A 25,609-nucleotide genomic window follows, 5' to 3' on the forward strand; every position below is an offset into this window, starting at 1 on the left:
GAGAATAAAATGGCTTCTAGAGTTATCACAATTAGTGAGTATCAGCCCAATTGGAATGATATGTTTGCCAAAGAAAAAGCCGAATTAGAATGCATGTTGAATATGAAAAACATCATCGCCATTCACCATATCGGCAGCACCTCTGTAAAAGGGTTATGTGCAAAGCCCATTATTGATATTTTAATTGAAGTGAATTGCCTAGACGCACTCGATGATGATAATCATCAGATGGCGTTGATAGGCTATGTTGCAAAAGGTGAATACGGGATAGCTGGCAGGCGCTATTTTCAAAAAGGTGACGAGCAAAGAACCCACCAAATTCATGCTTTTTTGCATGGCTCCCACGCCGCCAAAAGACATCTTGCCTTTAGAGACTATCTCATCGCCCATCCAAAAGTGGCAACTGAATACGGCTTGCTAAAGCAACAAGGCGCAGCAATGTGCAACCATGATATTGATGTGTATTGTGAGTATAAAGATAGCTTTGTGAAAGAGTATGAAGCGAAAGCGTTAGCGTGGAAAGCGGCTAAGAACTATATCTGAACAGATGGAGCAAACAGGCGTCTGCTCCACACAAAATTAACGATAGAAAACTTCGACCGTGCCTTTTGTTTTTAACAGTAATGGTTGACCGCGACGGTCAAGCGCTTTTGGAGACGCCACTTTGATCCAACCTTCGCTGATACAATACTCCTCAACATCATTACGCTCTTTACCGTTAATGCGAACACCAATTTCGTGTTTCAACACTTCTTCATTGTAAAAGCGGCTACGTGGATTAATAGACAACTGATCTGGAATGTCTGGTCTTGAAGTTGTGTCTGTCATAATGTCTTTCTTATCAAAATTAAGTGCGGCTATTGTAGGGAATAGTGATAAAACGCTCAAGCGCAGATTGCATCGTTATTTTTATTATTGTTACACTTTGAGGCACAATCATAACAGGATAAACAATGAATAAATTACCATGGCTATGCGCGCTGACCTTGGCGTTGGCAGGATGCAGTAGCAACGATGTAGAAAAATTAACGCCCAAGTCATCCGTAGTTAAGCATGCAAGCACTGCGGGATATGAAGATAGATATACAAATCTGTATCGCGACATTAAAGATTACCCCATAACCTGTGACGCTCACTGCTACCCACCGACGAAGGAAATTGCGTGTAAAGCAGATATGGAAGATTGCCAATACACAGGCCCTCATCCTCAACTTTTCCTCAACACAGGGTTTAATGTGCAATGGTACGGCCACGCTAGCTTCAAAATTACGACCGAAAACGGTCAGCAATTTCTATTTGACCCTGTTTCTGAGCAGTTCGATTGGCCTGTGAATTGGGCGTTTCGGTTAAAAGAAGGTTTTAATCGCCAGCCACCTGCCTCACTGACAGCGCTGGAACTGCAAAAAACAGATGCCGTGATGTACTCTCACATCCATTACGATCATTTTAATAAAGATGACATTGCAACGATTGGTAGCCAAACCCAGTATTTGGCACCTCTTGGTTTTGCCGAGCACTTTCCTAACAATGGCTACAAAGTCACCGAGATGGCTTGGTATGCCAGTAAACAAGTGGGTGAAGTTACCGCTCATTTCGTACCCGCGCACCATTTTAGCAACCGCCTATGGGTGCCGTTTTTATATGAAGATAATAACGCCACTTTATGGGGTGGTTGGGTATTGGAATATCAAGGTAAAAAACTATTCTTTGCAGGTGATACCGGCTACTCACCGCATTTTAAAGATATCGCTGCCAAGTACGGAAACATGGATATTTGCCTTTTACCCATCGCCTCTTATTTTAGTGAGCAATACCCTGATTGGTATCGCCAAGTACATACCACACCCGAAGACGCGCTCACCGCTGCCAATGAGCTAGGGTGCAAAACGATGATCCCATGGGGCTACGGCAATTCAAGTTGGAAAATGGGTGACCGCACTTCACATTCAGCGTTGTTCCGCTTGTTGCATATGTATAAAAAAATGGATTCCAAGGTGCCTTTGCATGTGATGAATGAAGGCGAAAGCATTCAATTCTAACCAAGACAAAACATCATAAAAAATTGAGTCATTAAGGCCTGTTCAATGAGAGTGATATGGGCCTTATAAATTTAGACTTCCCAGATTTTGTTGCTCAAATTAGGGAAAGACGGTTTAATAAAATGATTCCGCTTGTAGGCATTTTTTACTAAACACTTTTTTGAACAGAGCATGTACTTATATTTTGAAAACTTTCGATATGATACTGAAAAACAGTTATTGTATAAGGCTGAAGAGTTAATCCCACTAAAAAGAAATCAGGCTGCCATGCTTGATTTTTTCCTATCTGATACGGAGTCAATACACAGTAAAGAAGTGATTTTAAATGCAGTTTGGGGCAACCAAGTTGTGTCTGAACAAGTTGTATTTCAAACCATCAGCCAATTAAGAGCTATTTTGGGTGCAGATACCATAAAAACCTTTACAAAAAAGGGTTATAAATGGGAGCTAAAGGTTTTAACCCAACCTGTCATTACGCAAACCGATAACTTAACCAATGAACAAGCCCTGCCATCAAAAACAACGCGCAAGCGACTTCCGAAGCCACAAGTTTTTTTTATTATGGTTGCTGCATTTTTCGCCTTGATAATGACGGTATATATAGTTCAACCATTTAAGCTAAGTAACGAGCAAGTTGAAGTCAACCTGCTTATTTCTAAGTATGTAGAAAATCAATCACAAGGCAATGAAATATTGACAAAAGCGCTGTCGCAAAGCGCGCAATTCACTGTCAAAAGTAAAGTAAGCCAGCTATCAATTAGTCAAATTTTTTCTACGCCTCAATTGGCAGTGAAGCAATTAAATGCCCCTCCAGAACAATGGCACATATGGGGGAAATTATACCTATCAAAACAATACGCAATTTTTCACTATGGTTTATCAAATCAAACCCTGCAGTGGCAAGGTTATATTCAAACTCAGTCTCTGACTGAACTACCTAACGCAATTTCTGAACGATTACAGCAGTTATACTCTATGGGGCTTTTCACACCTCATAGCAGCAAATTAGACTGGGGTAAAATAAGCTCCATGCGACAAGAAATGCCCAACGATAAAGACTTAATGCTGTTAGCTGCAAAGTATCACCAATATGCAGGCCAAGATGATGTTGCTCTGAGCTATTTACAAAAGCTTATTCGTTCAGACTCAATGTATGAGGCAAGCCCCTACAAAGCGGAAGCTCATTGGCTAGTCGGCAAAATCTACAAAATGCGAGGACAACATTTACAATCACATAATAGTTTGAGTGCCATGTCAAAAGCGCTAAAGCATGTTGCAGTCGCACCATTGCATTTTGAATATGTAAAAACCAAAGCTTGGTTGGCTTTTGATGAAATGGACTATGAGGTTATGTATCAAACCCTAAATAATGGGCTAAACCATTTTGAATCAGGAGATAACAAGCAACCTCTCATGCAGTTCAAGCTACATATTTTGGCTTCAATACTAGCGCAAAAAGCATCCAATCATGACAAAAAATATTACCACTTAAATCAAGCACAAGCTTTGCTACTCAGACACAAGCTAGACGATTCAAACCTCTCGGCTGTTTATTATCATTTAGCGTTATTTTCTCAGTATGAAGAGCAAGAAGGTTTTTTGAAGCAATCTCAAACCATAACACCAAATAACTATGTCGTTTATTTAGAAAGAATACTGGAGTTACAGCGTACAGCCGATAACTTCTGGATACATGATGCCGCCATGGAGTTATTGGTAAAACAATATATTGAAAATGATAATTTTACAGCAGCCAATGCTTTATTTAGCAAAAGCACTATGAGCGCCAAAAAGTTATTTCTAAAATCTGGTGTATTGCTTGCTCAAGACAAAAACCAAGATGCTATTGAGTTGTATGAGCGTGCTTTTGAGCAAGCGAGAATAGATTACGATACAAGAACCGCTATTGAATCAGCACTTGCCTTGTATAGGCTTTCTAATAATAACCCTAAAGCGCAAGCTGAATATCTCGCTTATCTAGAAACAAATGCAAATGAGCGGTGGCTGCAAGAAAACCACGTTTCTATAAATAACCAGTAATACAAACCTAATTAACATGCCAGACACTTCCTATCTGGCATGTTTGGGCACTTACTCTTACTTTAATGTGCATAAACACAGTGCAACGGCGCTCTTAATTAATAATTAACCCTTAGCGCAAATTGCATAGCCCGCAGGACAACTTTTTTCCTTAAAGTCAGCTATCCACTGTGTAAATTCTGCCATTTTGATTGTCCGCCAACTGCGAATATCAATTAAGTAGTCAATTTCTAAGTTCAAGTCACTTAAAACGTTACCGAATATTTTCATATCTTTATAAATGCGTGGTTTGGCGGTTTTTAGATTTGTCTCATAGTGCTCTTCAGCTATCACTATTTTCTGCTTTGGCAAATGAGCTAAGAGATAGTGCTGTGAATGCGCTGTTGGTATATCAAAAATAGTTAAGTCGCCAAGCATAAAAGGTGTTCTGTTTTGGATAATCACAAGTTGCTGATCAGACAGGGGTTGCGATAATGACTCAGCAACAGTTTCTTGATGTGCCTTGGCTATAACTAATTTTGCACCCAGCTCTAAAGGGTTTTTAAGTCCGTTTAAGTTTCCCCTATGGTGGTGAGTAACCAAAAAATAGCCCAGTGGCTTATTGCTATTTGAAAACTCTTTCATCTGTGCAAAATTATCCTTTAGAGCATCTGCGCCACCTATGGCAATAAAGCGCTCTTTTTGTTCTATAAAAACGGTCATGGAGCGGCCTTGACCAGATTGGTAAACACCTTTCGCGATTTTCCTTACTGTAAAATCGCGATTATCATAAGTTTCACCCCAAGGCTTAAAGCTATCAAATTTTCTAAAAGCCTCGGCTAAGTTTGGACTCAGTTCCAACCCTCGCAAAACAGAAGTGAGGCGCAGCTTACCGTTCACAAAAAAGTTCATATCACTCGAGTAATGCAAACCATCACTAACTTGATGATTTGAAAATACGTAGATTAAATCAGCCGCAGGGTGATGCCAGCGGGCTTTGCTTATTAAACTGCTTTGCTTATCAATATAATAAGTGAACGTTTCACCAAAGTTGAATGTAGCGGTTAGCTTATGATGTACTTTTCCTCGAAAATACTCATCACCCACATAGGTCGCTTCTTTTAACTCACTGTGCAAGTGTTTAGCGTGCATAGTGTCACTAGAACGCACAATTGACCCACCTAGAATGTTGAAAGACACCCAGTCTTCTCGTGCATATTTCTCATGAAAAATGTCGTAGCTAAAACCTGCTTCGCCATCAAAAATCCATTTTTCAAGGTCCAAAGTTGTCCTAGGTACTCGATAAGAAAGTAAGCTTTTTCGCTTTTGCTTAAAATCAATAGTGAGCTCTTCATTAATACGCCAAATCTCAGGCAACCCAGGGTTTTCACTTTCTCCGGGCCAAGGCCCCTTGTTGTGATCGATAATTTTTAAGCTGTGAGCTTGCGTTAAAGTTTTTCCGCCATAAGCACTAATCACTTCCTTGATCAGCTCATCGGGGTCATTTGTACTTGCGTGGCTATAAGTCATCAGCACATTGAGCAGGATTAAAAACCAGAAAATGACGGGGGGAATTTTGTTTATCATCTTTGTCTCCACTTAATTTTAGAATCAAGTGTGAGCGTAACTAGCGTGAGAAAGAAAAGTCTTATTCATCTTCTATTAGTCCAAGAATAGAAAATGAATAAATTTAACTAGTTGATTTTAATAAATAAACTTACCAATATTATCTAGAAAAATTATACCAAGCACCATTTCAATCGTATCGAATACAATAGAATCATATAAAAGAGACTTACTTGACCCGAATCGCAACAGTGACATTCCAGCTATTGGTGATACTTTCTTGTTCATTTCCTTTTAACTAAAGCGATTTGTAAACTGTATATAACCATGCTAAGAGCGCATTAATTGGACGGATTTTCATCTAACGATAACAACAAATAAAAAAATTACTGATAGCCCAGAAAATATGTGATCAATAGTGACTCAGACCCATATAATCACCATGCTAACCGTTATTTCGCTGAACGAGGGGCGGCCATCATATCCCATGAAAATATGCGCTATGAGAAAGCTTACACTCAAGTGCTAACACTTCAAAAAACGCTCAATTTTATTTAAGCGACAAAAAAACACTGTTGGCAATTAGACAAAAACATATTGATTACACCAACCGTATAGCAACGCTACATCAACAAGGTATGGCCCCTGAGCAAATCGCTGAAGATGAAGTTATTGAACACATTTTTTTAAGTTTTGAGAGCTATCAAACATCTAAAAAATGGTTATCTGAGGAAATTGCGTTAGTGCTTGAGTCTGACTTTGCCACACCTGACCCGTTCACACAAAAGCAGTTGCAACAGTACACAGGTACGTATCAGCAAAGTGATGGCACGCAACTTGAAGTTTACCTAAATGGAAGTCGAATTTTTGCACGCTCAGAAGGGTCTTTTTTATTTGAGCGCACTCCAAAGTCTCTAAACTTATTTGACTTTAAAGCTGAACTAGGTAAAAACTACCTACTCTTTAACTTTGCTAAACTCGGTAATGTCAAAGACGTGACGACTGTTATAGAAACATCTGGATGCTAGGAAAACCAAATAAAAGCAAGCTAGCACACTAAGGTTAGAGTACTGTAAAAACCAGTAAATCAAAATAGAGAATAAACATCATATGATATTTATTCTCTTTCCATGCGCCATTAATGAGACGTTTTCACCCCATTTCGCACTAAATCCTTACCATTATCAAACACCTCCTGTGTTACCCAGCGTCCCAGTAGCAACTGGTGATTATCATCAAGAACAGCAACGAATGGGCGCCCATCGCTATTGTTTTTTGCTAATGCTACACCTGCTGCGTTTTGCAAACCCAAACCACCGTTTTCAACCAAACGTAAAAAAGACTCAAGCTCTTCTAGAGTATTTATGATGTCGTTATCGTTAATCATGTTATTTGCTCTAAATTCAAATAAGACGCTAAGAATAGCAATTTTTTGCATGTGGTTGAATCATCAAGTTCAAACGAACCAAAGGGCAACCGGTTCTATTTGTTGGCTTAACAACTTAATAAAACACTTTCTTTTTTGCTGATTCACTAAAGTATCCAACCTTTGCACTTGTGAATGTAAACAAAAAAATCTATCCACGTGATAAGTAAAATTAACTTAATGCGTAAAACCAAACCAAAAATAAAATTTATATTTTTAAAAATCAAATACTTAAACCTTTATAAACACAGAGAAAAGACAAATCACAACTATTCATAGCAATTCAAGATTTAACAACTCTTCGCAGTGTTTAATTTTTAGCGTGGTCAATCACAACAAAAGTTTCTAAGCACCCAAGGGGATAACATGTTCCGCAATAAAAAGAAAAAGCTCGCTGTGCTAATCAGCCAAGCATTAATCAGCTCTAGCCTGATTACACCTATGTATACATTCGCCACTGAGGATAATAGCCAAGCTAGCGATGCAAATAGCAATGAAGTAGAAGTCATTCAAGTAAGAGGTATTCGCGGCAGCGTCGTCAAATCACTCAATACCAAAAGATATTCAGATGCAATTGTCGATGCGGTGACGGCTGAAGATATTGGTAAATTTCCAGATCAAAACGTTGCTGAGTCGCTGCAACGTATCACCGGTGTCTCTATCACACGTCAGTATGGTGAAGGTGAGAGAGTCAGTATCCGTGGTACCGGAGAAAGCCAAAACCGCACCTTACTCAACGGTCAAGCCGTTGGCTCTGCCGATTGGTGGACCAACTCAGCCGCCAACCGTGGTTTTAACTATACCATGCTGCCTTCTGAGATCATTTCCGGTCTGGAAGTTTACAAGTCACCCGAAGCAGACATTGATGAAGGCTCTATTGGTGGTACCGTTATTGTTCGTACACGTAAACCACTTGAGTTAGACGCAAATAAAATTGCCGGTTCCGTCATTGCTCAGCACAGCGAAATTTCTGGTAAGACCGACCCGCAGCTCTCAGCCATGTATAACTTCAAAACAGACGATGAGTCTTTTGGTGCACTCATTTCTGTTGTACGACAAGAGCGCAACCTGCGCCGAGATGGTATTGAGGCATGGTCATGGACATACCGTGATATTACTTTAGAAGATGGTACAGAACACAAACAAGTCTATAGTCCTGGCGGCGGTGGCTCTGCCATGTTTACACAAGAGCGAATTCGCACTGGGGTGAACCTCGCCCTACAATATCGTCCTAATGACAATTTAGATATCGCATTTAATGCCTTAGATTCAACATTAGAGGCCAACAATACCAACCAGAACTTTCTTTGGCTTCCTGAAAATAACAACTCAAAATATCGCGATATCACCATTATTGATCACAGCTCGGTCGGCAAGTTAGTCGTTGGCGGCACAATGGGGTTATCGCCAGATGGTAATAATATTCTTGACGAAACCAAAATACGCGATTCTGAAATCAAAACAAAATCGTATGACTTAAAAGTCGAGCATCAAGGCGAACTATGGTCATCGTCATATCATGTTGGTTACACAGAAGGTACAGGGGGCTCTCAAGCAGATCGCTCGGTAGGTTGGGTAGGAAACTATGTACACAGCTTTGATGCATCAAACGTTGAAGACATACGCACGAGCTACAGCGCCGCTCCGAACGATGGTAAAAAATGGAACTTAGGCTTTTTGCGCTACGACTCTAATGATGCAAAAGACGATGAGACCTACTTTCAAGCCGATTTTAAACGGCCGATTGATGTCGCCATTTTTAGCCAACTTAAAATGGGCGTAAAATACCGCGACCACAGCCGGTTTAATACCAAACATACCACAGACAACCGTACAGACTTAAACTGGAACCTAGCCGATTACGCGCAAACAATGCCATCAGATTACCTCTCTGGTCTAGGCTCAAATGGCACAACGCGCAGCTACGCAATCACAGATTCGAATAAAGTCCGCCAGCAAGGTGATGCATTGGGCTGGAATTATCGCGTACTCAAAGCCAGTACCTTCGACATCAATGAGAAAATTACCGCCGCTTATGTCAAAGCCAATCTCGATGCAGACGGATTACGCGGTAATTTAGGCGTTCGCCTAGTTAACACCAAGCAAACCTCTTCTGCGTATGCTGGAGAATCTGGTGCTGAGATCTGGACAACGCAAGAAAAAGACTATTTTGATGTATTGCCAAGCGTCAACTTAGCGATTGATTTAGATGACGACTTACTCATGCGTTTTTCCGCTGCACGAGTCATATCTCGTCCAGATTATGCCGATATGACCGCATCCACATCATATAACCTTGAAACGCAAACTGGCACGGGTGGTAACCCAAATATCGACCCGCATCGAGCAACGCAGTTTGACGCTGGGATTGAATGGTATTTCAGTGATGCAGGCTTATTCTCAGCAGTATTTTTCTACAAAGACATTCAATCATTTATAGAAAGCCAACCAGCACTTGAAGTTCATGAAGGTAAAGAGATCCTGATAAGTCGCCCAGTTAATGGTAAGGCGGGTCGTATTCAAGGGCTAGAATTTGGTTATCAACAAGAACTGTATGAAGGCTTTGGCGTGGCCGCCAACTACACGTATGTCGATGGCGAAGCCAAAGACAACGAAGGCAATGATATTACGATTCCTGGTAACTCTGAGCACACTATCAATGTGAGCACTTACTATGAAAATGAATTCATTAGCACGCGCATTTCATACAACTTCAGAACCGGATATGACACTGGGCGCGATTGGCCTGGCTACATCGACGATTATGGTCAAGTAGATGCAAACTTCACCTACAATTACAATGAACACATCGCATTGGTTATTGAAGCCATCAACCTGACTGACGAGCACATATTCAGCTATCAAAAAGAAGGCGTCGAACAAGCACTTACAAGTGTCTATGCGGATGGAAGGCGTTACAGTGCAGGTATTAGATTTAATTTCTGAAACTTTCTCGTAAGCTCAGAGTCTTTAATTATGTAGATTTTGACAAAAGTGAACGTGTCATCACACAGCTTTAAGTCGCATCCGTGCTAACACAGGTTCGACTTAATGCACTCCCTGCCCGGAGTGCTCAAAGCTGGTAGCCATTGCTATCAGCTTTCTTCATTTTGCCTACACACACAAATGCGCGCCTGTGTAAGGACACAGTTAAATGGCACATGTATTGTTTTAATTCTGCTGATAGTATGGTTATATAACCCCCTAACTCCATCATATTCAAAACGATACAAGCCACAGGATGAGCCATTACAAAATGCTAAATAACCTCATTACACGGCTTATTTGTTTCTTACTCGTTAGTCTAAGCCCCTTTGCTCGTGCAGACTTGTATAGCGCGACTCTTGCTTATCAAAATGAAGATTTCACCACTGCTTATCAACAATTTAAGCGCCTTGCTCAGTTTGGCAATGCGGATGCCATGTTTAACTTAGGCGTTATGCACCTGTATGGTCAGGGCATCGAAAAAAGCATCACTGACGCCTTTATTTGGTTATCGCTGGCGAGCGAATTCGGTATCGAAGAAGCGTCACAAACTGCACACCTTGTATTTCAGCAATCAAGCTCGCCCAAACAATTAAAAGCGGCCCTCAAAGCACGAAAAGCGCAATTGCAAGCAACCTATGCCTTAACTCCCACCCTAAGCTTGCTTGCTCATAAACCGAGTCCCTCTGTTCTAACAAAAATACACGATGTGCAACCTGACTACCCGCAAGAAGCAGTACGTCAAGGCATTGAAGGATGGGTCTGGCTAGAATTTGACGTGGATGGCAGTGGTAAAGCAACCAATATTGAAGTGATAGATAGTTATCCAAAACACGTTTTTACCGCCAGCTTACTGAACGCAGTGGAAAAATGGCGCTATAGCGGCCAAAAACAAAACCATACTTTGATTTATCACTTCACCACCTATAAAGGTAAACAATACAAAGAAACACTCGCAACACAAAAAAAGAGTTACGAATCTGAGCTTAAACAAAGTATCAGTGCGGCAGAGCAAGGTATTGCACAGGTGCAATATAAAATAGCCAATTGGCTCAGCATGAAAGATTACAATGCTTATCAACTCTTACGCTACCACTGGCGCTCTGAGTACCCTGCCAATGATCTTTTACTCGCCGCAGCTAAAAACGGCTCACCGCTCGCTCAGTATCGTATCGCAAATCGACTACTCAACACGCAAGCGAACACTTTAGCAACGTTATGGCTAGAGCACGCCTCTGAGACAATCAATGTGGCAAAATACCGGCTTGCCACTGTGTTGCTTGAAAAAAACAACACAGTATCACGCGCTAAAGCCATTAAGCTTCTTGAAGAATCCGCTTCTGAGGGTCATTTACGTTCAATTATCGCCCTAGTGAATACGCACTTTTCAGATACTAAACGCTTGTCACAGGCAACTATCTGGCTTGAAAAAGGATTGCAAGTAGACGCAAAGCACCCACATTTGCTGTTTCTTTCCGCAAAACTTGCACCGTCTAACGAGCAAGCTAAAACGCTTGCCACCCAAGCACTGAACTCTGCTAAAGCAAGAAACTGGAACACCCAAGAAATTAGTACTTTCTTAAATGCATTGAATAAAACAAATGAAACTGTAAAAAGCGATTCAGATTAGTCAAACTACTCATATTCCAGTAACACAATGTCACTTTCTACGTTGTTAACTCGATTAAAAATGACCTTCTGTCCATCTAAACTAGCCAAGACCTGTAACTGTGTCATCCCAGAGTATAGGTTTAGCCCGATAGACTGTACCCTTTGCGCCCGATGTTCACTATGAATATAACGATAAAGAACAAGTTGATGGCCATTTTTAAGAACGAAATAGATCCCATGCTGATAAACTGCGGGTTGGTATAAGGCTATAGAAACGCGCAGCTGCTCTACATCAAATTGATTTGCCAGTGCAGATACCAGCATTTCTTGTATACGAGATTCATACTCTGTAAAACTCGCGTTTTGCATGACCAAATCTTTCACCAGTTGGTGCGTACTCAGCTCGACTTGCTCACTCCGCCCTTGTGATAAATCAAATCGCCAATTTTGCCAATCATCATCACTTATCACCTTGGCTGTGTAAAACAGCGTCTTGCCATCCTCCGCCCAATAAATATTGGCGACTTGGTCAAAACCATCAATCACTTTTTTTACTTCTTTTGTAAACGCGCTAACCAAAAATACTTTTTCCGATTTTGACAAAACGGCTAAAAAGTCATGATTAGGCGACATCATCAAAAGCGTCGGAATTTCACCTGTAGGTAGCACGCCAAGTAAGCTAGAAGTAGGACGAAAAGCGGGTTTATGCCATAGCTCATATTGGTGAGCTGACATATTATTGGTATTAACAGAAGCATATACGAAGTGACTGCCATCGTGCGATAGTGTCGCCACTACATCCATTCTTGCAGGCGACGTTAGCTGCTTTTGCGTGCTTGGTTCTGATTGAGTGAGGTCAAGTTCAAAAAAGTTCACTTCCGCCACCCCCTCAGTATGTGCCGATATACGTTTTTTGGGACTGACGTCTAATTCAGAGATTGAGCCATAACCTTCATAAAACACTTGTTCATTATCACCTTGCAACAAGGCAACGTGCTGCCCTGCAACCATAGCGGTATTTTCTAGGTAACCTTGACTTATCGCCGCATAGCTTTGTTTTGAAATTTTTTTCGCAAACATATCAGCTTGCTCTAACTTATTGAGGCTGACTTGATATACGCCTTGTTCTTGTGTTTGGTAAAGCAAGTTATTGTGGCTGATGTGATAATGCATGATGCCTCTTAACGGCAACTTTTTCTTATCGATAATACGCGGCATATCCTGTTCAAAAGATAACTGCACTGACTGCAAATAAGATCCGTGCTTGTCCCATGCTTTTGTTACAAAACGGCCAGCTTGATATTCAAGCCATGGCGCGGAGTCTTGTGCACTATTACAACTATCTAACACCCAATCTTTGGCTAAACGCCAAGTTTCAATTGGGCCTTCGGTGTTTAATACACGTACCTCACAAGATACCGGATCAGAGCGGGAGTAAATTAACCACTTACCGTCCGCCGACCAGCTCGCAGACTCTTCACTATAACCGCTACTTTTGACTGTGTGAGTCACTTTGGTTTCGATGTCATACACAGCTAAATCAAATTGGTCTGCTCCTTCAGCCAGATAACTGTAAACCAAATACTTGCCATTGGGAGAAAAACGAATAAATACTTCAGCCCCTGGAGAAGACGTCGCCCGTGTTGCACTTAAATATTTAAATTCTGAATGGCTTTGCCAGTAATTTATGGCTATGACACTCATCAACGTTATCGCGAATCCACTTAGAAAGCCCAACAAAGCGAACTGCAAACCCCGACCTCGTGACAATTGCTCGACCTTTTCTAACAAGGTCGGCGCATTTTCAACCTGAGCAATACACTGATAGCCCAAGCGAGGCACCGTTTTTATAATTTGGGGTGTGGAGGAGCTATCGTCTAACAAGCGACGAAGCTGTGTTACTAGTTGACTGACGGAATTATCGCTCACCACAACACCCGGCCAAATGGAGTCGAGTATTTCTTCTCGCGTCACCACCCGCCCTTTATTGAAAATCAACAGACGCAGCAAGGCTGCATGCTTCGCTTCGATGCTTCTAGCTTGTCCATCAACTTGCAATGATAAATTGTCCAAATCGACAACTATTTCATTGATTAAAAAGCGATTACTTAGATTCTCAACCATCAATAATTAAAACTGTGTCTAACTGTGGTTAGGCTTGTAATAAAAGCGTATTATGAGTATCAACTAAAGGTAACTAGCGTGTATTTTAAGTTGAACAGTATGTCAAAACTTCTATTTAGAACAATTTCTTGTAGCGCAATTGTTATTACGAACTCTTGTTTTGCTACTGAGCAAAACCAAAGTACAGAAAATACACTTGAACGTATAGAAATTCGCGCCTTTAGTGACAGCGTTGTCAAGTCTCTCAGCATTAAACGCCACACGCAACAAGTATCCGATACTATCAGTGCTGAAGATATAGGCAAGTTTCCAGACAAAAATGTTGCTGAAGCGTTACAACGTATTACGGGTATTTCTTTATCCAGAGCACAAGGTGAAGGAGAGCGCATCGGGGTTAGAGGCACAACGCCAGAACAAAATAGGACCTATTTAAACGGCCAATATCTCGCTTCTGCCGACTGGTGGATTTCAAGCCTGCCTAGCAGAGGTTTTAATTTTACCTTATTACCCAGCGAAATCGTTTCCCGTTTAGAGGTGTTTAAAACGCCACAAGCATCCCAAGATGAAGGGTCCTTAGGTGGGGCAATTAATATCGAAACGCGCGATCCACTGCTAACCCCACCCGGCTACGGTGTGGTAACTGGCGAGCTGCAGTATAACGATCTAAGTGACAAACTCGATCCACAGCTTTCCGCCATTTATAACTACCATGGCAACAACGGCAATTACGCCTTGCTATTTACAGCGACTCGGCGAGAACGCAGCCTTCGAAGAGATGGTTTAGAATCTTGGGGTTGGCATGACAGAACGCTCTACCAAAGTGATAACGGAGACTGGTTTGCAACGCCTCAAGCTGATAACAATCCGCATCAAACACTATGGTTTCCAGGTGGCGGTGGCTCAGCGGTATTCCAACAAAAAAGAGAATTGCAAGCCTATACATTTGATGGTGCTTTTCAGCTTGCACCACGCTGGCGACTCAATACTCACTTACTTTATTCGCGCCTTGATGCTGATAACACCAATCAAAATTTTTTATGGCAAAGCGCAAAGTCTATTGATTTAGGTGGGGCCATAAACAATTTAAGTGTGCGAGATAATACCCTCGTCAGTGCTCAGTATCTAAAAGCCAAGAGCGCCTTTAATACCAGTATGGAAGCCATTTGGCGTGACTCTCAGCTTAGTACCAACAGCGTGCACCTTGATTTAACATACGATGGCATCTATTGGTCGAGTCAATTTCAAGCTGGTGTTAGTCAGGGTGATGGCGGCACAAAGTCAGACATAACCTCGCAATTTTCGGCCAATACTGAGTTTTACGTCAATACCTCCCACAAACGTAACATCATAGCCAACTACGCAACGTCCCCTTTAGAAGCAAACCGTTGGCTTCTGACGCAAGCCAGAAATGACAGCCAAAATGGAGAAGACAAAGCCTACTTTGCGCAAGCTGATTTTACTGCCGATCTTAACTATAAAAAGATTGAAAGCGTTAAATTTGGTATCAAACTTAAAGATCACCAACGAGATTTTGTTCGTCACCGTTCAGTAAATGCAGGACTGGACGGCCTTGCAGGTCAACTTGGCTCAACACTGGCAGACTACCCAGCACCTTTTGTAAAGAACTACTTAGACGGTATTGGCAATGAACAAACCTTAAAGCAATACAGCTTTGCTGACTTCAATATACTTGCCCGTGATTTTGATAAGTTGGACTTCAAACAACAAGTTGAAAAAGCGAGCCGTTTTAATATCAGTGAACAAACTTGGGCAAGCTATGGTCAATTACAATTATCAGGAACACAATTTGCCGCGAACATCGGTGTACGTGTAGTTAGAACTAATCAAGATTCTAGCGCATTTAAACGTATCGCCTCGCCCATTGAATCGCCCGACAGTTACAAGTGGCTAAGAGAATCAAGAGGCTATACAGATATTCTACCCAGCGCCAACGTTAAGATTGATATTAATGATGAGCTCGTCGGCCGCTTTGCCATGGCAAGGGTTATGTCTCGGGCACAATTTCACCACTTAATGCCATCAACCAACTACAACGTCACGCAAGCACAAGGGCAAGGTGGTAATGCCAATCTAGACCCCTATCGTGCCGCTCAATTCGATGCCAGTTTAGAATGGTATTTTGCCGATGCAGGCCTTGCTTCTATTGCGGTTTTTAACAAAGATGTTGAGTCATTCATTGAATTTGAGCGCAAATTAGAGCATCACGAAGGTATTTTAATGTCTATCGACAGACCCAATAATGGCGCGGGTGGTAGCATTAGAGGTATCGAGCTTAGCTATCAACAAGCCCTCGCTTACGGATTTGGTATTATCGCCAATTATACCTTTGTTGATGGTGAGCGTGATCACGCCACCAGCCATTTAAAAAACAAAGTGCCCGGCACATCAAAACACAGCACCAACCTAACCGCTTACTATGAGAATCATTTAATTAGTACGCGTTTAAGTTATAACTACCGCACTCGATTTGCCACCGGTGTGGGCGAAACCATGATGGACGATTATGGGCAACTGGATGGCAGCTTTACATTCAAACTGACTAACCAAATCAATGCTCAGTTTGAGCTAATTAATATGACCAATGAACAGGTCTATACCTTTGACAGAAATGAATATGCGCCAACTGGGCTTTATTTAAATGGCAGGCGTTATTACGCGGGGTTAAGGTATCAGTTTTAGGGCTGCTTTCGCAGCCCTAGACAACATTACTGTGGAGGAATGCAGTCATTCCCACGTGCTGCTAGCGAGGCTGACCGCCTGACCCACCAGAATTTAGCGGTTGTAAACCATCTCCACTACCTGAACCCGCACAGACTTTTTTTAATTGCTTCATATCAATGAGTTTTGATTGGCTGATTTTTGATTTCATCTTATTTCCTTATCGTTAGTTTAAAAACCCTTAAAAAATCTAACTTAGGTACATATGAATAAGTTCATAGTCCGCATAAAAAGTATGCACAATATGTAAAATGCTTTGTCATTGAATATTAAACACGCTTGTAAGACGTTGAAGCCTCTATATTCTCTGCTACCTTTGTCTAAGCATCTTATTTTTTATATTAATCCACATGTTCAATTCCTTAAGGCTTCCATCCTACTCCCTACTGTTTACCACGCTACTTTGCAATTGTGCGTTGGCTGATGATAACGCCGATGCACTTTTTGAGCTGTCTTTGGAAGATTTATTGAACATGCAAATAACAACCGCTTCAAAACAAGCCGAGTCACTGCGTAATACCAACGCCAGTATTTCCGTCATTTCTCGCCAGCAAATTGCGCTGTTTGGCGCGCAAAACCTATATGAAGTACTTGAACGTATCGCGTCTGTAAATAGCAATTATGGTGTACTTACCGCGATCACCACCAGAGGAAGTAAACCTTGGACAGGCTTATTGCAACACCTCGGACTGATTAATGGCAGGCCTTTTGGAAACTTATCAGGTGCACACAGCCTCTACACTTCCGTGCCACTTTCATCAATTGAACGCATAGAATACATTCGTGGACCAGGTTCTGTGCTATATGGCACCAACGCTTATCAAGGCGTATTTAACATCATTACCCGCAAACCATCCGAGAATGGTTGGGAAGCACAGCAAAATATCACATGGGGTAGTTTTGCCACGCAACAGCTTGATGGTAGTTACCTATACCAACACAATGAATTTAAAGCCGCAATACACCTACTTTATACCGATACAGAAGGTTGGGATGCTAAAACCACCGATCCAATCACGCATGCAACATACAGTAAAAAAGCGTTTCAAGAAGATAAAACAATTCATGTCAATTTAGACTATCAAGGACTCTCTTTTTCTCATTTCAGAAACGTACAGGATAAGTTTGCCAATTTTTGGGATGGTCCAGAAGCGCGATATATTCCTTGGTCAAAACGTCATCCGACTACCCTTACCAACTTAAGTTATCAGTATCAGCTTAATCATAATTGGCAGCTTGATAGCCATTACACCAATATCAAAAAAACAATGGAATGGAGCAGTAATGGTGTTGCAGATAGTTTGATACGCATTCGCTCGCCTTTGAACATTCGGCTCCTTGAATTTAACCTAACGGGCCAACTTAGTGATGATGCCACATTATTGATTGGTAGCACTCATGAGCATCGTCGTGTGTACGGTGCTAGCACCATTCCAGATGCCAAAGAGCGCTATGCCAGCATCTACGGGCAACTTAAATACGATGTCACACCGAAATTGAGTGTGAAACTGGGTGGGCAGTATGTAACCTCCATATAACTGATCAACAATATTGATGATCAAGCCGACTTTATTCCGAGATTTGGGTTGAGCTACCATTTAAATGATGAGTGGAGTATTAAGTTGCGTCACGCTTAAGCATTTCGGCACCCGTCTTCTGGCGAACGCACAATTGAAACACCGGGCATTCAAAAAGGGACGCCTGATTTAAACTCGGAAACCATAAACACAATAGAAGCACAGCTTTTCTATCAAACCGCTGAGCGACTTTTCACGGCCACGATGTATAGAAGTAAAGAGCATGATTTGATCTTACTCAGGCCTTCAGACGATCCTAACTTCGCACTAGAAAATAAAAATAGTGGGGAAATTTCTTCATATGGTGTTGAGTTTGAGTATAAACACCAGCTCGCTGCAAATTAGTATGCGGAGTTGTCCGCCAGCCACCAGCGCAATAAAGACAAAGCAAATACTCACAATACTAATTTATCACCCAACAACAGCATTAAGATGGGGTTAGCCTATCACGATACTCAATGGCAAATTGGCACTTACTTGCTCAGTTATTCAAAGTATCACGACAACATTTAGTTTGACTCAAACCGAGAGTTAGTCAATCCACCCGCCAATGGCTACGATTGGCTAACGCTCAAAGTTACGCGCAAGTTTGTGCTTAATGATGACAAGTTAAATCTATCGCTTGAGTTGAAAAATCTCTTAAATGAAAACGTTTATCAACCCAATGATACGCCTGTGTTTTACCCTCTAAACACCCTACCCGCTCGCGAAGGGTTCAGTATTTTTTTATCTATTAATTATAGGTATTAAACCGCTACTCTAGTTTTGTGACTAACCAGCCTCCATTCACTTCATAAAGCTCAACAATCACACAAATTAATGATGTGAAGCAGGACTTTTGACTGATTGTTTCTTTATACCTTGCAAATTAGAATACAAGTGCTGTACTTAATGGCAGGAGGACGCCATGAACACTCTAATGAAATCGCTACTGACCATCTCACTTGCTACTGCTCTGCCTTGCTTAGCAGCGGTAACTGACGTTGCAAGTAACGAAGCTAAGTTTTCATTTGAAGGTACCGTTGAACCCGCATGTAAAACAAATAGTGGCGCCAATAATATAAGCGGGTTAAACCTTGATGCGACAGCGCAAACTCAAGAAATTGGCGTACTAAATGTTTGGTGTAACACTGGACAAAATGCCACCACGCAGTACACATCAGCCAATGGGGGTTATTTAGTTTCTGACAATGCTCAAAGGAGCAAACTTGCTTATACACTGAATATTGGTGATACCGCCGATATTGACTTGCAAGCAGGCGCATATACCCATCTTGCAACCGCAGCAGGCACTGGCCTGTCAGGTGACACGAAAGAAACTTCGCTTAAAATAACACCACAAACAAGTGGTTTAGACGACGCTGGCACTTATTCCGACACCATTACTGTGACAGTAAGCTCAAATTAGGTACTGCTACTCACTTCTTTTTTAACCCTTCCCCTTTGGCTTTGTACCGATTTAACAAATAATGTCGTGTTATTTTTCTAACAAAAAACCAAATGTTCAACTCAGCTGTACAACAAGTAAACCTTACAAAAGCGCTGTTCAATTAACGCACCTTAAGTATGAACTTAGTCGTTCCGAACCTTATAAAATCATACTAAAGAACCAAAAAGATCATTTTAAAAACAAATAAAGTAGCGCTTTATCGTACTTTTTAGTGAACCCATCTAATTTTGAGTGATTTTAAACCTGTTTAATTTGCGTACCATATATCTACACGCTACTATCCGCGCCCCTGGTGTATTTACTCTAAAACACACCATTGCATGCAAATAAGAATAGGAGAATTATTTTGCAAAATAGAACATTGCTTGTTGGCGTATTGGCGATACTTTTGAATGGATGCGGTGGCTCTTCTTCAACAGAAACGAACACGCAAACTGACGCAAATACGCAACTTGGCGCTGAGTCAAACAAAGAGACCGGCTATACCTTAAACATCGAGTCTAACTTTTTAGCAAAAGGTACCGCTATCTCTTGGATGGGAACAACTCTATCTTTGGCTAACAGTGAGGCAGTGACGCTTTCAAAGCACGCTACCAAGTTCGAAGAACCAACGCTCAATAACACACCAAACAATATGACTTGTGGCGGCACACTAACAAACACAAGTGAGACAAGTTACCGATATACTATCAGCTGTGAACTCAATGATGGGTATATTGCATTTACACAAGCAACTGAGCTGATGTACCCCATTACTGTTAAATATGGTGAAGAAACATTTACACTCGCGGACAACATACATACGGTAAAACAAACGCCATCAAGCGACTATGAAATTGTATCTTTTGGTGGGCCACAAGATTGTGAAGCAAGTGAAGCACAAGGTGTAACTGGTTTTAAATGCACACCTTACAGCGTGGCTTACTCTGACAGAAAGCTATTCAAGGTATATAACAAAGACCATAAAAAGCTTATTTTCGATAGCAAAGAAGTAACTGGAGAACGGATCGCAATCTCTCCGTACTACCTATGGTTTAAAGATAAAATTTGGTTTATCGAGTCCGCCGAAGTAACAAATAACCTGCATTCTATCTTGGCAATCGATGGCAGTAATTTCCAACAGTATAATATTAACGCAAGCAGTTTACTGGTTAATGGTGATACATTATATGCCCTGTCTTACACTCACAACCAAATCCATAAATTGGTCGAAGGAACTTGGGAAAGTGTCAATTTTTACAAAGGTGAGCGTGAAACCGACGTTGAACAAATCATTGTGAGCGATATCATACACAACAATGACAACGCCTATCTTGTTACTGCCGATAAACATGACCCGCAACAATTGTCCTATGTTACCTTTGAAGACGGCGATATTCATGCTCAACCGTTAAGCAGTGCGATTGTTAGCCCAGCATCCACCCCACTTTTTAAGTTTGACAACAACAATTATGCTCTCGGTTTTGATATTAACAACCAGTTAGTCGTCAATAACTTAGATGGACTTTTGGCAGAACGCGACGGGGCAATTACAACGCTTGCCGATGTCACAAGTGCCACCCTATGGCAGCACAATGAAAATCAGTACTTGCTCGTCAGTAATTCCGATGGGATAAACCAATTTGCACAACAGGGCTCGTCAAACGCATTTGACACCACTGAGCTTAACAAGCTTTCCCCTGACTGGATTGGCGGTGATCTTAAGCTGCTTATTGCAGGCAAAAAACATGAGCAAACACTCAAGGTAAATGAGGAAAAAAACCGAGTTGTGGAATTTGCAACACTCGAATATTTACGACAGGGTGATAAAGTGCAAAATGAAGCGCAACTTAAAAAACGCCTAAATACGCAGTCTCCCATCTATATAAACTACAACAATTCGTTGCTTGAACTTAAGTACGCACAAGGTCAACCTGCCAAACAGATCACACCTATCCATGCTCATCAGGGCTTTCTATTGGTATATGTTGGTGAAAATGAATCAATAAAATCAAGGGGGCAGTTGTGGTTACTAGGCACAGATGAAGCCTATCTGGTCACAAACGATTTTGCGTGGGAGATTTTCGCAGATGGTGATATTTATATTGAGCTAATAGACTCGCATCTTGCCATTGTTTACACCTTTTACGCTCCACAAAGAATATACACAATTGAGTTAGATAAGCGTGACTAACGTCATCTATTAAGTTGCTTCAAAATTGAAAGAAGCTGTTAATGCAGCTTCTTTCTTTAACAGCGTCTTCGTCTAACCCTTTGCCCCTTTGTTGGAAGGCGCCTTCGGCTTTTCCAACCTACTACTTTCCACACCTTCAAGTGCTCGGTTATAATTCACCTTTGTCGCTGTATTTAGCCGTTAATTTGGAACACTCATGAAGAAGCTCTCCAAAGTTCAACAAAAACAACAAAATTTGGTACTCAATGTCGCCGATATGCTCGAAGAGCAAGCCCGTAGCGAGATCCCTGGTATGATGCAATGCTGGTTTGATGTGGAGTATCACCTGTTCCCAGGTTCATTGCTTTTGTGTTTTCAGTTTGAAGATGAGCAAACTTTAGAGGCCGCCAAACCCGATTTACTCAAATGGCAAAAACGTTTAAGCGCCGCGATGCTCAAAAAAGGCGTGATTTTAAAAGACATGCGCAAGCACTTAACGTTTACGTTGCAAGGGCCTGAGGATTAAAGTGCTGTAGGCCGGCTAGTTCGTAGGCGGTTTAGCCATCCTAAAGGGGCGTTACTTGAGGTTGTTAAAATAACGCTATCTCCTTACGTAAATTGAGTGTCATCGCTTCGCTCAAGTTTAGCCCTTAGCACTTTGTTGGCAGGCCACATCCCCTACAACTTGGTGCGTGTGATTTTTGCCATAAGTTTAATTTGGCACGAATCATCAGCGATTAAATTTATTGGTACCAACTGCTCAACAGGCTCACCACTGGGTTTATCAGGCATATTGAAATGCACTATCTGATTAAATGTACTAGGATATCGATACAAATAATTGCGTTTAAAAAAACTGCGCCCTGTATACTCTCTAATATATCCAGAAAATAAAAACTGCTGTGATGCGGATACCACGTCTTTTACTTCAATGGCCGCATTTTGTTTAATTGCAAACTGCTTTGCTCCGTTATTATTATTCAATGTAGCCTTAGCCTCGCTCGGCTGTACCACATCAAATTGCGACCCATTAATCGCCAAGTCCCAATAGATTCCCTTGGTTTGTGAGTTCACACACTTAGAAATATCAAATGATGTATATTGTGCCACATAGTTGTACTTATCAGGCGCAGTGTTAGCTTTTTTAAGTTGCTCAAGCAGTTCTTTATTTTTATTAGCTTGCGCAACCAAAGTTTTTAGTGCCTCTTCATTCTCGCCACTTTCTTTCTCCGTGTTTGTTTGATTGGCTAATTTACTAACCGCTTCACTCATGCCAATTAACCTTTGCAACACAGCATTGGTGTGACTTTCAAGCATCGCAATGTTGTTTTCAGTCATAGCCAACTTCTCTTCAAGATGTTTTCTAGACTCAATACCATTGTTTAAAATTAACAACCGCATTGTTTTATCTCGTTCTGTTTCTTCGGAACTAGTTTGGTCTTTTTTTTGTTCGCCCTCTATGTGTGCCTTCACGGCCAAAAGCGTTGAAACCACCATTAAAGGAACAACACTCCAACCCCAAGGAGTGAGCCGTCTTTTAGTGTCACCATCTGCGGTGTTAACCTCTTTAGTAATAGGGAAGAACTGAGTTAAAAAACCCAAAATCAGCGTGATCCCGATACCCAAAACCTCATAACTTTCTAATATCGGTTCAAATATATTTAGTAAAGATTCCATTTCCGCTCTCTTGTTTTTAATCTGTTCCTTGGCTTAAATAAGCATAGTGCTCTCTGGCAAAACCCTAAAGCAATTATTGACAGGTACCTTCGGTTTTTTCAAGTTATAACTTAAGCTTTAATTGCTCACCACAAACATTAATATAAAACCGCTGTCGATGTTTCACCCAACGCACCGACTCCCGCAAGACATCAATATGTTCCACCAGCAATGCGCTGTTATGGTGTAACAAATTCACCGTGAAAAAATACGTGCCACCCGCCACATAATTGCGCCGATACCGCATATCACCTACTTGTGATTGCTTTATTGTAGGTCGGATAAGCGAAGCGCCATCCGACGATGGTGAGTCCCTTATCAATGGTTAAACGGGCTCTTTATACCTTGTATAAAGGAAACATACTCACTTCGCTCGCTGTCGTTAACCCTTTACATTCCCGTTGGAAGGCGCCTTTGGCTTTTCCAATCTACAATTTTAACCCCTCACCACACCAGTTTGGCTCATACATCCTCTGCGCTACCGCATTATGAAAACTCGAATACGGCCAATCAATAATACGGTTTACCAAACCATGTTTCATGGGGTTAAAATGAACGTAATTAACATGGTGCCAATAATCACGTTCACCGCGGATGGTATGTTCCCAAAAACGTCGTTGCCAAATACCCCGCTCGCCTTTTCGTTTATGTGAATCTGTTAGCCGTTCTGTTTTTGGTAATGATTTACAAAAACGCTTTTTGATCTCACGCCAACGGTTAGAGTAGTCATGATCATCATCAGGTAAGGTCAACACCGCATGCAGATGATCGGGCAACACCACCCAAGCATTAATATCAAACGGCTGCCGATGTTTCACCCAACGCACAGACTCCCGCAAAACATCAATATGCTCCACCAGCAATGCGCTGTTGCGGTTTAACAAATTCACCGTGAAAAAATACGTGCCACCCGCCACATAATTGCGCCGATACCGCATACCACCTCCTTGTGATTGCTTTTTTGTAGGTCGGATAAGCGAAGCGCCATCCGACGATTGAGAGTCCCTTAGCAATGGTTAAATGGGCCCATTGTGCCTTGCTTAAAAAGAGCCTAATCGCAAACCCTTTACACCTTTTTTGGAAGGCGCCTTCGGCTTTACCAACCTACACTAGAATTAATAATACAATTAAATCAGAGGACTGGATGAAAAAGTTTATTGGTATTTCGATAGGGTCTTTCATTATTTTCGCCATTCTTATCCTTGGGTCTATTTGCTTCTATGATACCCATGTACAGAATGGCCATTGGGGTAGTGTCAGTGATATGCTTGTAGCCCTAGGTACCGCATTGATTGCGTATTTTACATTCTTACTTGTGGCTGCTGCCTACATCACCAGCAAAAACTGGTTAGACAAAGAAGCCCACCAAAAAGCAACCGACTTTCTAGAAACTCTCGCTGCTATTTTTCATCATCAACTTATCATTAATCGTACAAACAATTCGTTAGCCATCTATCAAGATCTCCGAAAAAAACAAGTAGGAGACAAGAAAAAATTCGGCGTTAAAGACAAAGATGGCGCAAAGAGCTTCTTTCAATCTATTGGAGTAAATATCAACTCTCCCCGTTATTCTGAAGCCGATTTAGCTAGTATAAATAAGTACAGTGAAGCGCTTGTTCCTATCTTTAGGGAAAGAGTATTGAAAGCGAAAAGCGACGTTGACTCATTGATAGCTAAAGTAATGATGCTTGCCTCAAACTTTGGTGAAAAAGTAGATGGAGTTCAATTGGATAAGGATATTCATATATTAAGAAGCACAAACCACGGCGATAATTATGCAAAAGCAAAACAGATTATCAAAAAATATGCGCATGCTATAGATATGAAAGATTTCAAACTAACTGTACCTGAACAAGATGAACCGTATGAGAGTGGCTCTTTATGACAATGTAACTTCTAATCGTCGGAAGGCGCCTTCGGCTTTTCCAACCTACACATCAAACTCGTAGGTCGGTATAAGGCGCGCAGCGCCGCCATCCGACAGAGGAGGTTCTCGTAACAGTCGTTAAACTATCTCGTTGCACCCTGCGTAAAAAGAACGTAATCGCTTCGCTCAAGTCGCTAACCTCTTACACTTAATTGCACCTGCGTAAAGGAAACGCACTCACTACGTTCGCTGCCGTTAATCCTTTGCACCAACCACAAAAAAACCGCCTTGCTTTCACAAGGCGGTTTTTAAATTCTAATAAAAGCCAAACTTTATCT

At 41.4% G+C, this 25,609-nt stretch carries 20 protein-coding genes and 1 pseudogene; 13 read left to right on the forward strand and 8 right to left on the reverse strand.

Annotated elements, in window-relative coordinates; genetic code table 11:
* Window positions 1-9 precede the first annotated feature (9 nt).
* Window positions 10-543 carry a GrpB family protein gene (locus ACW689_RS03290; protein ID WP_476288474.1) on the forward strand — a complete coding sequence of 178 codons (534 nt, stop codon included), beginning with the start codon at window positions 10-12 and terminating at the stop codon, window positions 541-543.
* 36 nt (window positions 544-579) lie between these two features.
* On the opposite strand, the gene ACW689_RS03295 is transcribed toward ACW689_RS03290, so the two are convergent.
* A complete protein-coding gene (locus tag ACW689_RS03295) occupies window positions 580-828 on the reverse strand; it encodes a DUF3297 family protein (protein ID WP_476288475.1) in 249 nt (82 codons plus the stop codon).
* A 125-nt stretch (window positions 829-953) separates the two neighbouring features.
* Here ACW689_RS03295 and ACW689_RS03300 point away from each other — a divergent pair, with 125 nt between their 5' ends.
* The gene (locus ACW689_RS03300) at window positions 954-2,039 is read left to right on the forward strand and encodes an MBL fold metallo-hydrolase (protein ID WP_476288476.1); all 1,086 of its coding nucleotides are present in this window, start codon (window positions 954-956) and stop codon (window positions 2,037-2,039) included.
* Window positions 2,040-2,210: 171 nt separating this feature from the next.
* The gene (locus tag ACW689_RS03305) at window positions 2,211-4,079 is read left to right on the forward strand and encodes a winged helix-turn-helix domain-containing protein (protein WP_476288477.1); all 1,869 of its coding nucleotides are present in this window, start codon (window positions 2,211-2,213) and stop codon (window positions 4,077-4,079) included.
* Window positions 4,080-4,184: 105 nt separating this feature from the next.
* Here ACW689_RS03305 and ACW689_RS03310 read toward each other — a convergent pair whose 3' ends face one another.
* Window positions 4,185-5,645, reverse strand: a complete 1,461-nt coding sequence (locus ACW689_RS03310; protein ID WP_476288478.1) for a hypothetical protein — start codon at window positions 5,643-5,645, stop codon at window positions 4,185-4,187.
* A 554-nt stretch (window positions 5,646-6,199) separates the two neighbouring features.
* Between ACW689_RS03310 and ACW689_RS03315 the strand changes: the two genes are divergently transcribed.
* The gene (locus ACW689_RS03315; protein ID WP_476288479.1) at window positions 6,200-6,652 is read left to right on the forward strand and encodes a hypothetical protein; all 453 of its coding nucleotides are present in this window, start codon (window positions 6,200-6,202) and stop codon (window positions 6,650-6,652) included.
* A gap of 110 nt (window positions 6,653-6,762) precedes the next feature.
* Here the strand turns inward: ACW689_RS03315 and ACW689_RS03320 are convergent, their stop codons facing one another.
* Window positions 6,763-7,011 (reverse strand): hypothetical protein, encoded by a 249-nt coding sequence (locus ACW689_RS03320; protein ID WP_476288480.1) that lies wholly within the window; start codon window positions 7,009-7,011, stop codon window positions 6,763-6,765.
* Window positions 7,012-7,416: 405 nt separating this feature from the next.
* On the opposite strand from ACW689_RS03320, the gene ACW689_RS03325 reads away from it, so the two are divergent.
* Window positions 7,417-9,996, forward strand: coding sequence for a TonB-dependent receptor (locus ACW689_RS03325; RefSeq protein ID WP_476288481.1), 2,580 nt, complete (start codon window positions 7,417-7,419; stop codon window positions 9,994-9,996).
* A gap of 310 nt (window positions 9,997-10,306) precedes the next feature.
* A complete protein-coding gene (locus ACW689_RS03330) occupies window positions 10,307-11,665 on the forward strand; it encodes a TonB family protein (protein ID WP_476288482.1) in 1,359 nt (452 codons plus the stop codon).
* A gap of 5 nt (window positions 11,666-11,670) precedes the next feature.
* Here the strand turns inward: ACW689_RS03330 and ACW689_RS03335 are convergent, their stop codons facing one another.
* Complete coding sequence (locus ACW689_RS03335; protein ID WP_476288483.1) at window positions 11,671-13,770, reverse strand: winged helix-turn-helix domain-containing protein; 2,100 nt, start codon at window positions 13,768-13,770, stop codon at window positions 11,671-11,673.
* A 99-nt stretch (window positions 13,771-13,869) separates the two neighbouring features.
* On the opposite strand from ACW689_RS03335, the gene ACW689_RS03340 reads away from it, so the two are divergent.
* Window positions 13,870-16,470: a TonB-dependent receptor gene (locus ACW689_RS03340; protein ID WP_476288484.1), complete on the forward strand. Its 2,601-nt coding sequence runs from the start codon at window positions 13,870-13,872 to the stop codon at window positions 16,468-16,470.
* A 61-nt stretch (window positions 16,471-16,531) separates the two neighbouring features.
* Here ACW689_RS03340 and ACW689_RS03345 read toward each other — a convergent pair whose 3' ends face one another.
* Entirely contained in the window at window positions 16,532-16,660 is a 129-nt protein-coding gene (locus tag ACW689_RS03345; protein WP_476288485.1) for a hypothetical protein, read from the reverse strand.
* Between the two features lie 265 nt (window positions 16,661-16,925).
* Here ACW689_RS03345 and ACW689_RS03350 point away from each other — a divergent pair, with 265 nt between their 5' ends.
* From ACW689_RS03350 to ACW689_RS03370, 5 genes and pseudogenes are all read left to right on the forward strand, one after another.
* Window positions 16,926-18,047 carry a TonB-dependent receptor plug domain-containing protein gene (locus ACW689_RS03350; RefSeq protein WP_476288486.1) on the forward strand — a complete coding sequence of 374 codons (1,122 nt, stop codon included), beginning with the start codon at window positions 16,926-16,928 and terminating at the stop codon, window positions 18,045-18,047.
* 111 nt (window positions 18,048-18,158) lie between these two features.
* A pseudogene (locus tag ACW689_RS03355) lies at window positions 18,159-18,431 on the forward strand (TonB-dependent receptor domain-containing protein); the annotation flags it as partial.
* 562 nt (window positions 18,432-18,993) lie between these two features.
* Window positions 18,994-19,494, forward strand: a complete 501-nt coding sequence (locus tag ACW689_RS03360) for a hypothetical protein (RefSeq protein ID WP_476288487.1) — start codon at window positions 18,994-18,996, stop codon at window positions 19,492-19,494.
* A 388-nt stretch (window positions 19,495-19,882) separates the two neighbouring features.
* Window positions 19,883-21,709, forward strand: coding sequence for a hypothetical protein (locus ACW689_RS03365; protein ID WP_476288488.1), 1,827 nt, complete (start codon window positions 19,883-19,885; stop codon window positions 21,707-21,709).
* A gap of 196 nt (window positions 21,710-21,905) precedes the next feature.
* Window positions 21,906-22,214, forward strand: coding sequence for a hypothetical protein (locus ACW689_RS03370; RefSeq protein ID WP_476288489.1), 309 nt, complete (start codon window positions 21,906-21,908; stop codon window positions 22,212-22,214).
* Between the two features lie 152 nt (window positions 22,215-22,366).
* Here the strand turns inward: ACW689_RS03370 and ACW689_RS03375 are convergent, their stop codons facing one another.
* From ACW689_RS03375 to ACW689_RS03385, 3 genes are all read right to left on the reverse strand, one after another.
* Window positions 22,367-23,365 carry a hypothetical protein gene (locus ACW689_RS03375; protein ID WP_476288490.1) on the reverse strand — a complete coding sequence of 333 codons (999 nt, stop codon included), beginning with the start codon at window positions 23,363-23,365 and terminating at the stop codon, window positions 22,367-22,369.
* A 103-nt stretch (window positions 23,366-23,468) separates the two neighbouring features.
* The gene (locus tag ACW689_RS03380) at window positions 23,469-23,651 is read right to left on the reverse strand and encodes a hypothetical protein (protein ID WP_476288491.1); all 183 of its coding nucleotides are present in this window, start codon (window positions 23,649-23,651) and stop codon (window positions 23,469-23,471) included.
* A gap of 181 nt (window positions 23,652-23,832) precedes the next feature.
* A complete protein-coding gene (locus ACW689_RS03385) occupies window positions 23,833-24,342 on the reverse strand; it encodes an REP-associated tyrosine transposase (protein ID WP_476288492.1) in 510 nt (169 codons plus the stop codon).
* A 206-nt stretch (window positions 24,343-24,548) separates the two neighbouring features.
* Between ACW689_RS03385 and ACW689_RS03390 the strand changes: the two genes are divergently transcribed.
* Window positions 24,549-25,289 (forward strand): hypothetical protein, encoded by a 741-nt coding sequence (locus ACW689_RS03390; protein ID WP_476288493.1) that lies wholly within the window; start codon window positions 24,549-24,551, stop codon window positions 25,287-25,289.
* The last annotated feature ends 320 nt before the right edge of the window (window positions 25,290-25,609 follow it).

The organism is Pseudoalteromonas sp. ABE4_541, from assembly GCF_056312285.1.

Coding starts and splice junctions, on each gene's coding strand:
- ACW689_RS03305 (WP_476288477.1), top strand. CDS start 2,211: ATGTACTTATATTTTGAAAACTTTCGATATGATACTGAAAAACAGTTA.
- ACW689_RS03390 (WP_476288493.1), top strand. CDS start 24,549: ATGAAAAAGTTTATTGGTATTTCGATAGGGTCTTTCATTATTTTCGCC.
- ACW689_RS03330 (WP_476288482.1), top strand. CDS start 10,307: ATGCTAAATAACCTCATTACACGGCTTATTTGTTTCTTACTCGTTAGT.
- ACW689_RS03385 (WP_476288492.1), bottom strand. CDS start 24,342: ATGCGGTATCGGCGCAATTATGTGGCGGGTGGCACGTATTTTTTCACG.
- ACW689_RS03300 (WP_476288476.1), top strand. CDS start 954: ATGAATAAATTACCATGGCTATGCGCGCTGACCTTGGCGTTGGCAGGA.
- ACW689_RS03295 (WP_476288475.1), bottom strand. CDS start 828: ATGACAGACACAACTTCAAGACCAGACATTCCAGATCAGTTGTCTATT.
- ACW689_RS03310 (WP_476288478.1), bottom strand. CDS start 5,645: ATGATAAACAAAATTCCCCCCGTCATTTTCTGGTTTTTAATCCTGCTC.
- ACW689_RS03370 (WP_476288489.1), top strand. CDS start 21,906: ATGAAGAAGCTCTCCAAAGTTCAACAAAAACAACAAAATTTGGTACTC.
- ACW689_RS03325 (WP_476288481.1), top strand. CDS start 7,417: ATGTTCCGCAATAAAAAGAAAAAGCTCGCTGTGCTAATCAGCCAAGCA.
- ACW689_RS03335 (WP_476288483.1), bottom strand. CDS start 13,770: ATGGTTGAGAATCTAAGTAATCGCTTTTTAATCAATGAAATAGTTGTC.
- ACW689_RS03360 (WP_476288487.1), top strand. CDS start 18,994: ATGAACACTCTAATGAAATCGCTACTGACCATCTCACTTGCTACTGCT.
- ACW689_RS03320 (WP_476288480.1), bottom strand. CDS start 7,011: ATGATTAACGATAACGACATCATAAATACTCTAGAAGAGCTTGAGTCT.
- ACW689_RS03380 (WP_476288491.1), bottom strand. CDS start 23,651: ATGCGGTATCGGCGCAATTATGTGGCGGGTGGCACGTATTTTTTCACG.
- ACW689_RS03375 (WP_476288490.1), bottom strand. CDS start 23,365: ATGGAATCTTTACTAAATATATTTGAACCGATATTAGAAAGTTATGAG.
- ACW689_RS03340 (WP_476288484.1), top strand. CDS start 13,870: ATGTCAAAACTTCTATTTAGAACAATTTCTTGTAGCGCAATTGTTATT.
- ACW689_RS03290 (WP_476288474.1), top strand. CDS start 10: ATGGCTTCTAGAGTTATCACAATTAGTGAGTATCAGCCCAATTGGAAT.
- ACW689_RS03345 (WP_476288485.1), bottom strand. CDS start 16,660: ATGAAATCAAAAATCAGCCAATCAAAACTCATTGATATGAAGCAATTA.